This is a genomic window from Synechococcus sp. CB0205, assembly GCF_000179255.1.
GTDB lineage: Bacteria > Cyanobacteriota > Cyanobacteriia > PCC-6307 > Cyanobiaceae > Vulcanococcus.
In genome coordinates, this window is the sequence record NZ_ADXM01000028.1 from 1 (window position 1) to 8,308 (window position 8,308).

An 8,308-nucleotide genomic window follows, 5' to 3' on the forward strand; every position below is an offset into this window, starting at 1 on the left:
AGATCTACCTCCCGGTCCCCGCGGTAGACGGCCGGATCAAAGATGGCGCCGCCGCCGCCCTGAAGCAGTGCAGCGTTCCCGCTCCAGAGGTCGCCGTGGACGAGGGAGGGCTCGGCCGGGTGCTCCGCGAGCCAGAGCGGTACCCGCTCGAGCAGGGCCTCGGCTCCAGGAAGCGCGTGTCCTGAGTCGGCCGCCCAGTTGAGCTGGGGCCTGAGGCGCTGCTCGGCAAAAAACGCGCCCCAGGTTTCTCCCCAGCGGTTGGCTTGGGGGCCAGAGCCAATGAAGTTGTCGCGCTCCCAGCCGAAGCGTCCGTCATGGCCAATGAGGCTGCCCCGGTGCAGCTGGGCCAGTCCTACCCCTAGGGCTTCCCAGGCTTGGGCTGGATCCCTTGGCGTGCCGAGCTCCAGCCAGTTCAGCAGCAACACGGCTTCGCCGCCGGCGAGGCCCAGGCCGCAGGGTCGCGGAACGCGCAGGCTCGATTGCCCCTGCTCGATGGCCCTGGCCAGGGCTTCCAGCCCCTGGGCTTCAGCCTCGAGCACCGGCAGCAGTTCGGCGCGGTTGGTTTTGGCGAAGAGCTCCTGCCCATCGGCCAGGGCCAGCCGCCAGGCGCTGTGGATGCAGCCTCCACCCACCGGTGAGCGCTTCAGCAGCCGGGCCCCGCTGGTGGCCTCGATCCAGTCTGAGAACGCCTGCGGGATGGCCACGACGCGGTGGAGGGAGGGGCGCTGCCAGCATGCCGCGATGGGCAAATCCTGTGATGTTGCAGTCGTTGGAGGGGGCATTGCCGGCCTGACCGCAGCCGCACTGCTGGCCGCAGAAGGCCTGCAGGTGGAGTTGCTGGAGGCCCACAGCCAGACCGGTGGCTGCGCTGGAACCTTTCGCCGTGGTCCCTACGTCTTTGATGTGGGGGCGACCCAGGTGGCGGGGTTTGAGCCGGGGGGGATCCATCAGCGGCTGATGGCCCATTTCGGTGTCCCTCTGCCCGAGGCCACCCCCTTGAATCCCGGCTGCAGCGTGCAGCTCAGCACCGCTGAGGAACCGGTGCACCTCTGGCGGGATCCCGAGCGTTGGCGCCAGGAGCGCGAGCGCCAGTTCCCAGGAAGTGAACGGTTTTGGGCCCTCTGTGCCCTGTTGCACAGCAGCAATTGGGCCTTCGCCGCCCGTGATCCGGTGCTTCCGCCGCGCACGCTTTGGGATCTGCGCCAACTGCTGGGGGCCCTGGGGGCCGGGACCTTGGCCAGTGGCCTGTTCACGACCGCCACGGTTGCCGATTTGCTGGTGCTCAGCGGCTGCGCGGGGGATGCGCGCCTGCGGCGCTTCTTGGATCTTCAGCTGCGCCTCTATTCCCAGGAGCCGGCCGACCAGACGGCGGCCCTCTACGGGGCCACGGTGTTGGCGATGGCCCAGGAGCCGCTCGGGCTTTGGCACCTCCACGGCTCGATGCAGCAGCTCTGCCAGGCCCTCGAGCAGGTTCTGGAGGCCAGGGGGGGGAGCCTGCGCTTGCGCCATCGGCTGAGCCAGATGCGCCCTGGCGGCAGTGGTTGGCAGCTGAGCGGTGAGGGGCCAGGCCAGAAGTCCTTTGCGCTGGAGGCGGCCGATGTGGTCTGTGCGCTGCCGCCTCAGACTTTGCCGGCTCTGCTCGGAGCCTCCCTGCCAGCGGCCTATGGCCGTCGCATCGCCGGCTTCCCGGATCCGTCGGGTGCCTCGGTGCTCTATGCCGCGGTGGATCGCGATCTCCTGCCCAAGGGACTGGGGCTGCATGCCCAGCTGGATTGGCAGGACCCCGGCAGTGTCTTTCTCTCCTTCAGCGCCGAGGGCGATGGACGGGCCCCGGCGGGGCAGGCGACCTTGATTGCGAGTGTCTTCACCCCGGCCAAGCCTTGGTTTGATCTGCCTGAGCCTGAGTACCAGCGCAAAAAACAACAGGCGATGGCGGGGATCCAGGCGGCGCTGGAGGCCTTCTTGGGTCTGAGGCTGGAGGACTACCGCCATGCTGAGCTGGCCACCCCGCGGGGCTTTGCGGGCTGGACGGGCCGACCCTTCGGCTTTGTCGGTGGCCTGGGCCAGCACCCGAGCCGCTTTGGTCCCTTTGGCTTGGCCAGCCGGACTCCCCTGGCGGGGCTTTGGCTCTGTGGTGACGCGATCTATCCCGGTGAGGGCACCGCTGGGGTGAGCCTCTCGGCCTTGATGGCCTGCCGCCAGTTACTGCAGAGCAAGGGGCGCTCCCTGGTGCTCAGCAGCTAGAGGAATTCAGGTCGCAGGGCCTGGCAGTGCACCAGCTCCTGCTGCAGGGCCTCCCAGTGCTCTCCCTCCACCAAGCTCTGCAGCTGTTGCAGTTGCCGTTGGTACTGCTCCAAGGCGCTCAGAACGGCAGCGCGGTTGGTGCGCGCCATCAAGGTGCCCAGTTCGGGATTGCCGCCGCCGATGCGGCTGGTGTCGGCGAAGCCGCTGGAGGCCAGGGCCCGCACGAGGGCTGGGGCCGCGGTTCCGCCTTGATCGGCGCTCTGCAGCAGTGCAGCACTGACGAGGACCGGCATGTGGGAGATCAGGGCTACGGCCTGGTCATGGGCCGCGGCGGGGCACTCCAGCCAGTGGGCGCCGATGCTCTCCGCCAGGCCGCGCACCGCCGTCAGCGCCTCTGGATCGGTCTCGGCTGTGGGGGTGGCAACCCAGGGACGCCCTTGAAAGAGACCGGCAAAGCCCGCTTCCACCCCGGCTTGGGCCGTCCCCGCCATCGGATGGCTCGGCACGAAGCGCCGGTGCAGCGATACCCAGCGCTCCTGGATCGGTTGCTTGACCGATCCCACATCCGTGATCACGGCGTCGGCCGGCAGGGCCGCCACCAGGCTGGGGTCTGGTTCCAGCAGGCGATCCAAGGGCAAGGCCAGGATCACCAAACCGCAGTCCTGCAGCACCGCCGGATCGGTGTCGATCCTCTGGGCCAGCCCCCGCTCCTGGGCCCGCTCTGCAGTGCTGCGGCGATGGACCAAGGCCCGGACCTCGAGTCCCTGGGCTTGCAGATCCAGGCCAAGGGAACCGCCGATCAACCCCAGGCCCACGATCCCGATGGGTCGCTCTCGCCAGTGGGTTGTCATCGCTGAACAGTTGTCTCGTCCCAGCTTCCTACGATTCCCCGATGTTGGAAGCCAAGGCCCACCAACAGCTCAAGGCGCTCCTCCGCCTGGAGGGGGAAACCCGCTGGCCCCATCACCTCACCTTGAGCCGGTTGGTGGCCCGCAGCCTGCGGCGCTCGGATCAGACCTTGGTGCGTCTGGCCCCCGGCAGTGATCCCAGCTGGCTGCTGGGCCTGTTGGTGCCCTTGGCTCTCAACAACAGCCCCGTGGCGTTGGTGGTCAGCCCGGCCCTGCGCCAGCGTCTGTTGACGGTGGAGTTGCCCCGGCTCCAGGCCGTTGGCTTGAACCTGCCCTGCTGGGAGGGCACGACGGCACCGGAGTCGGCACCGCTCTGGCTGCTGCAGCACGACGCCCTGGTGGCGGCCTGGCGCAGCGGTCAACTGGCGGACCGCCAGCTTGTGGTCCCGGAGGGGGAGCTGCTGCAGCCGCTGCTGCGCCAAGCCCTGGAGGTGGTGATTGAAACGGAGCACTGGGAGCAGTTGCGCCGCAGCCTTCCCGCCGCTGCCCCCAGCCTGCTGCAGCTGCATGAACGCTTGAGTCGCCGGCTGTTGGCCCGGCCCTGCGGTCCCCATCAGCGGGTTCCCATCACTCCCGATGATGAGGCCCCCTTGCGGCAGTTGCTGGGGGTCCTGTCTCCCCTGCCGGAGCCCTGGCCCCAGTGGCTTTCCGTCGCGGGCGAGGACTGGACCAGTTGGGCCTCGGTCAATCCAACCCTGCTGCAGTGGACCCTGCATCGCCAGCCCCTGGATCCCTGCACCGTGATGCCCGGGCTCCTCAGCGGCCGTGGCTTGGTGGTGGTTGGCCCCTGGCCGCAACCAGCCCCTTCAGGACTCGGGATTGAGCCCCAGGTGGAGGTGAGCCTCGCGGATCCGCCCCTGCTGGATCCCTTGCCCCTGTTTGCTCCCCAGGGGCAGGCCCTGCCGAATGCTCCCCACTACCCCAGCCATCTGCTGGATCAGTGCCGCCGCTTGGTCTTGGGGCAGGCCGGCCTGACGGTGGTTGTGCTTGATGACGAGGGGTTGAGGCTGGGACTGACCAGTGCCTTGGCGGCGGAATTCGGCAGTCGAGTGGGCCATGAGCTCACTGCCCCTGAGGCCAATGGCGTCCTCTGCTGCAGCTGGAGTTGGTGGCTTGAGCATCAACAGCGATTGCCGTTGCCCTGTCAGCTGATCGCGGCCACCCTGCCCATCTCGAGCCTGGAGGACCCGCTCACGGCGGCTCGGGTGGCGGCTCTGCGGCTGCAGGGTCGTGATTGGTTCCGGGAGCTGCTGCTGCCTGAAGCCCTGGGCCGACTGCAGCGCTCGATTGCTGGTTTACGGCGCAACGGCGGTCGTCTGGCCGTCCTTGACGGCCGCTTGAGGCGCCGGGGTTGGGGCCGTCAGGTGCTCGAGGCCCTGGAGCCCTGGGTGGCCCTGCATCGACTGCTCCCCAACCCGTAAGTGGCCTAGTCCCCGTAGCCTGACCGCGCCGCGCAGCACAGCAGCAATGGGAGAGGCCAAGCGTCGCTCGGAACTGGGTCTGCCCCCCCGCGAGAAGAAGAGCGAGAAGGCCAAGGACACCTCACCGCGTCTGGCTCCTTGGCTGCCCTTGACCCAGCGCCAGGGTGAGCAGTTCGTCTCCGTCACCACCCGTGGCGCCTGGATCGGCATTGGTGCACTGGTGCTCTTCTGGCTGACGGTGCGCTTCCTCGGCCCCGCCTTGGGCTGGTGGACCCTGGCCGACGGTTAATCGTCAGGGGGCGAACATCCTTGCTCGCGCAAATCTGAAGAAAAGATTAGGATCGATTTATTCTTGAGTTGCGGCGGTCATGTTCGCGCGCCTAGCTGAGCAGTACCGCTCCGTTGTTGAGGACTTGGTGATGAGCCTGCGTGCTCTTGCTGAGGGTCTGCAGCGTCAGGGAATTGCCGCCACTTGCTATGTCTGCGGCGATGGTCAGGACGGCCACGGCGCATCCTTCGTCGCCAGCTTGGGCGATGAGCACATGGTGCGCTTTTTGGTTTCGGATTTCGGCATCAGCTGGGTGGAGTCCCGCAACGGCCATGAGCTGGTGAAGCTCGAGGGTGCTGAGGCCATTCAGGAGCTGGAGCGCCTGAGCGCCAACCTCCGCGCCCTCGCTCAGCCTTCGGTGGCCGCGGCGCCGGTTTCTTAGGCCCGAGCCAACCAGCAAAAAGCCCCCGGGTGATTCACCCGGGGGCTTTGTTGTGCCTGGAGGCCTTAGCTGGCGGCGGGTAGGGCCTGGTCCTTGTCGCCGCTGGCGCTTCCAGCGGCGGCCAACTTGGCGGCGGCGGTGGCGACGGGCTTCAGCGAGTCGGTGGTTTCGCTGAGTTTTTGACGCACCTTCACTTCAATGGCCTCTTTCTCGGTGCTGTTCTGCTCGAGCCAGGTGATGGTGTTATCGCGCCCTTGGCCGATGTTGTCGCCTTCGTAGCTATACCAAGCGCCTTTGCGAACAACGACACCGTGCTCTTCGGCGAGATCGAGCAGGCAGCCCACGGTGCTGATTCCACGGCCGAAGAGGATGTCGAATTCCGCGATCCGGAAGGGCGGGGCCACTTTGTTTTTGGCCACTTTCACCTTGGCGCGGATCCCGAATTCTTCGGTGCCCCGCTTGAGGGTCTGGATGCGGCGGATGTCGAGGCGGACTGAGGCGTAGAACTTCAGGGCGTTACCGCCGGTGGTGGTCTCAGGGTTGCCGTAGGTCACGCCAATCTTTTGGCGGAGCTGGTTCAGGAAGATCACGGTGCAACCGGACTTGCCGATGTTGCCGGTGATTTTGCGCATCGCCTGGCTCATCAGGCGGGCCTGGCTGCCGACGGCGAGGTCCCCCATCTCGCCCTCGATTTCCGAGCGGGGCGTCAGCGCTGCCACTGAGTCCACCACGACGATGTCGACGGCTGCGGAGCGCACCAGTTGATCAACGATCTCCAGGGCCATCTCGCCGGTGTCCGGCTGGGAGACCAGCAGGTTCTCGATGTCGACGCCCAGGGCCGCGGCATAGACGGGGTCCAGGGCGTGCTCGGCGTCGACGAAGGCGGCTACGCCTCCGCGGCGCTGCACTTCAGCGATGGCGTGCAGGGTGAGGGTCGTCTTACCCGAGCTCTCCGGGCCATAGACCTCAACAACCCGTCCCTTCGGGTAGCCACCGCCGAGGGCGAGGTCGAGGGTCAGGGCGCCGGTGGGGGTGGTCTCGATCCGCATGCGGGAGGCATCCCCCAGCCGCATGATCGAGCCCTTGCCGAAGTTGCGCTCGATTTGGTTCAGAACGAGGCCAAGGGCCTTGTCCCGCTCAGGACTTTTGGCGCTGGTGCTCTTGTCGTCAGCAGGCATATCGCGAAAGGGTTGAAGGAGCGGCCGCGCAGCGGGTAGGCCAGTTCGGTGGAGCCATCCTGGGCGACCTCTGTGAAAGAAGTGCCACCCCAGGCGCCAGGTGTTTCACCGGAGCGAACCCTGACTTGTAGTACAGGCGTACCCTAGCGGCTCAGGGCCAGCTCGCCAAGGGCCCGGCAAAGCGCTGGGGCTCCAGCAGTTGGATGCCCTCGGGCAGTTGTTCGCTGTCGTGGGGGCCCAGGTAGCCCCAGGAGACCAGAAAGCAGCGCACCGCCTCCAGCCCCGGTGTGCGGCGCACGGTTTCCAGGGTGACCCGCCGGTCCTCGATAAACCAGAGGGGGCGTCCCTGCTCCCTGAGTCGCAGCAGAACCTCTGGCTTGCTCCCTTGTTCGTGGCCGTAGACCGCCTGGGGATGCAGGCCGTAGCCCGTGAGCAGCTCCCGAGCAAAGTTCCCACCCTTGGTGGTCAGCACCAGCCAGGGGCTGCTTTCGCTCTCCAGGGCCCGCAGTCGCTCGGGGATGCCTGGATAGGGGCTATGCAAGGCCCTCCAGCCGCTGGGGTCCTGTTGGATCGCTTCGCTGCGGAGGTCCTCCAGGGCGCTTTGGAGCTGCTCCGCTGAAAAGCCCCAGTGCGCCAGAGCCGTTTGCGTGTGCTCCTCGTAGGCGCTGACGTAGTGGCCGACGTCGAGATCGCTGCGGGAGAGCTCCAGGGCCACGAGGACCATCTCCCAGCCCTTGTGGATCAGTGGTCTGAGGGAACTGAAGGACTCCGGAGCCCCTTCCGGCAGGTGGCACTCGGGCGACAGGAATTGGGCGGCCCTGCGGGCGCTCCACCAGTACTCGCGCATCCCGTCGACCAGGACGCCATCAAAGTCAAAGACCAGCAGTGGTTGGAGGCTCATAACGCTCCAAAGCCCTTGCGGTGGCTTGGATCTTGTGAAACTGGGCCGCTAGGATTCGAACCTAGGAATGGCGGGACCAAAACCCGCTGCCTTACCACTTGGCGACGGCCCAACGCGCTGCTTGCGAACCCCCAGGAACTGGTGGTGTCATCAGCACTCAGATAGTTACCCACAACGGGTCGACCTTCGTCAATCTCACTGGGCCATCTCGGCCGAGTGGCTCAGCGGGGGAAGAGCCTTAGGCGCAGCTGGCTGCCACTGCCGAACTCGGCGGAAGTCAGTTGGTAGCGGGCCGCCAGTTCCGCTTGCATCCGCCGGATGGCCTCGGTGCGGGGCAGTAACTCCACCGGCTGCCCCTGGGGCAGGACGACCTGCTCGACGGCCAGGCGGCATTCCTCGAGGGCTTCGAGTGCATCGTCTCTGGAGCTGGCGCCTGCGGGGCGTGCCGCGGCATTGGTGGCCTCTGGGCGATCCTCTCGGCGCTGCAGCAGCCTCTCCAGGCCCCGTTGAATCTGGGGCAGGGTGTCGGCCTTGATCACAAGGATCGGCAGGCCTGCATCCTGGGCTCGCCGGCGCAGCTCAGGGCGCTGGCCCAGTTGTTGTCGCGCCGCCAGAACGACGTCGGCCTCCTCCACAGCTTCGACCAATTGCACGGGGAGACGCCGGCTGCGGATGGCCTGGTCAATCAGGGGTTCGCTCAGTCCTGCATTGAACAGATGCAGGGGTGCGCTTGGCGTCTCGGTTGGCGGGCTCGCTTCCGGATCCGGGAGGGGACGCAGGGCGAGGTTGGGCTGCGTAGAGACTCCAGCTGGTTCCTGGATGCGGCGAACCGGGGCGGCGGCGGGGGACGGCCGGGGGCTGGCTTTGGGCGCCAGCGGCTCACTCAGCTGCAAGCGCCCCTGGTCATCGAGCTGCCGGACCTGGGGCCGCGGCAGTTGACCGCGCA

Annotated in this window: 8 protein-coding genes, 1 tRNA gene and 1 pseudogene; 4 read left to right on the forward strand and 6 right to left on the reverse strand. The window is 67.2% G+C overall.

Going from position 1 to position 8,308, the window contains the following annotated elements; all coding sequences use genetic code 11:
• The coding region (locus tag CB0205_RS14260; protein ID WP_232197243.1) for a fructosamine kinase family protein at positions 1–749 on the reverse strand (749 nt) is incomplete at its 3' end.
• On the opposite strand from CB0205_RS14260, the gene crtD reads away from it, so the two are divergent.
• Positions 742–2,244: a C-3',4' desaturase CrtD gene (crtD, locus tag CB0205_RS0104690; RefSeq protein WP_043705465.1), complete on the forward strand. Its 1,503-nt coding sequence runs from the start codon at positions 742–744 to the stop codon at positions 2,242–2,244. The two genes, CB0205_RS14260 and crtD, sit on opposite strands and share 8 nt — an antisense overlap.
• Here crtD and CB0205_RS0104695 read toward each other — a convergent pair.
• The gene (locus tag CB0205_RS0104695) at positions 2,241–3,095 is read right to left on the reverse strand and encodes a prephenate/arogenate dehydrogenase (protein WP_010314896.1); all 855 of its coding nucleotides are present in this window, start codon (positions 3,093–3,095) and stop codon (positions 2,241–2,243) included. The genes crtD and CB0205_RS0104695 overlap by 4 nt on opposite strands.
• 41 nt (positions 3,096–3,136) lie before the next feature.
• Between CB0205_RS0104695 and CB0205_RS0104700 the strand changes: the two genes are divergently transcribed.
• The 3 genes from CB0205_RS0104700 to CB0205_RS0104710 all read left to right on the forward strand — a co-directional run bounded on the left by CB0205_RS0104700 (position 3,137) and on the right by CB0205_RS0104710 (position 5,283).
• Complete coding sequence (locus CB0205_RS0104700; RefSeq protein ID WP_010314899.1) at positions 3,137–4,573, forward strand: helicase; 1,437 nt, start codon at positions 3,137–3,139, stop codon at positions 4,571–4,573.
• Positions 4,574–4,619: 46 nt separating this feature from the next.
• Positions 4,620–4,862, forward strand: a complete 243-nt coding sequence (locus tag CB0205_RS0104705) for a DUF2839 domain-containing protein (RefSeq protein ID WP_010314904.1) — start codon at positions 4,620–4,622, stop codon at positions 4,860–4,862.
• Positions 4,863–4,941: 79 nt separating this feature from the next.
• Entirely contained in the window at positions 4,942–5,283 is a 342-nt protein-coding gene (locus CB0205_RS0104710) for a DUF1815 family protein (RefSeq protein WP_010314909.1), read from the forward strand.
• A 65-nt stretch (positions 5,284–5,348) separates the two neighbouring features.
• Here CB0205_RS0104710 and recA read toward each other — a convergent pair whose 3' ends face one another.
• The 4 genes and pseudogenes from recA to CB0205_RS16280 form a co-directional block, all read right to left on the reverse strand.
• A complete protein-coding gene (recA, locus tag CB0205_RS0104715; RefSeq protein ID WP_010314912.1) occupies positions 5,349–6,461 on the reverse strand; it encodes a recombinase RecA in 1,113 nt (370 codons plus the stop codon).
• Between the two features lie 151 nt (positions 6,462–6,612).
• Complete coding sequence (locus CB0205_RS0104720) at positions 6,613–7,362, reverse strand: HAD family hydrolase (RefSeq protein ID WP_010314914.1); 750 nt, start codon at positions 7,360–7,362, stop codon at positions 6,613–6,615.
• A 40-nt stretch (positions 7,363–7,402) separates the two neighbouring features.
• Positions 7,403–7,474: transfer RNA gene (locus CB0205_RS0104725), tRNA-Gln, on the reverse strand.
• 109 nt (positions 7,475–7,583) lie between these two features.
• Positions 7,584–8,308, reverse strand: a pseudogene (locus tag CB0205_RS16280) (AAA family ATPase); the annotation flags it as partial.

Bases quoted from the DNA above. Each gene is read 5' to 3' on its own strand.
- crtD (WP_043705465.1), top strand. From the start codon at position 742: ATGGGCAAATCCTGTGATGTTGCAGTCGTTGGAGGGGGCATTGCCGGC.
- CB0205_RS0104695 (WP_010314896.1), bottom strand. From the start codon at position 3,095: ATGACAACCCACTGGCGAGAGCGACCCATCGGGATCGTGGGCCTGGGG.
- CB0205_RS0104700 (WP_010314899.1), top strand. From the start codon at position 3,137: ATGTTGGAAGCCAAGGCCCACCAACAGCTCAAGGCGCTCCTCCGCCTG.
- CB0205_RS0104705 (WP_010314904.1), top strand. From the start codon at position 4,620: ATGGGAGAGGCCAAGCGTCGCTCGGAACTGGGTCTGCCCCCCCGCGAG.
- CB0205_RS0104710 (WP_010314909.1), top strand. From the start codon at position 4,942: ATGTTCGCGCGCCTAGCTGAGCAGTACCGCTCCGTTGTTGAGGACTTG.
- recA (WP_010314912.1), bottom strand. From the start codon at position 6,461: ATGCCTGCTGACGACAAGAGCACCAGCGCCAAAAGTCCTGAGCGGGAC.
- CB0205_RS0104720 (WP_010314914.1), bottom strand. From the start codon at position 7,362: ATGAGCCTCCAACCACTGCTGGTCTTTGACTTTGATGGCGTCCTGGTC.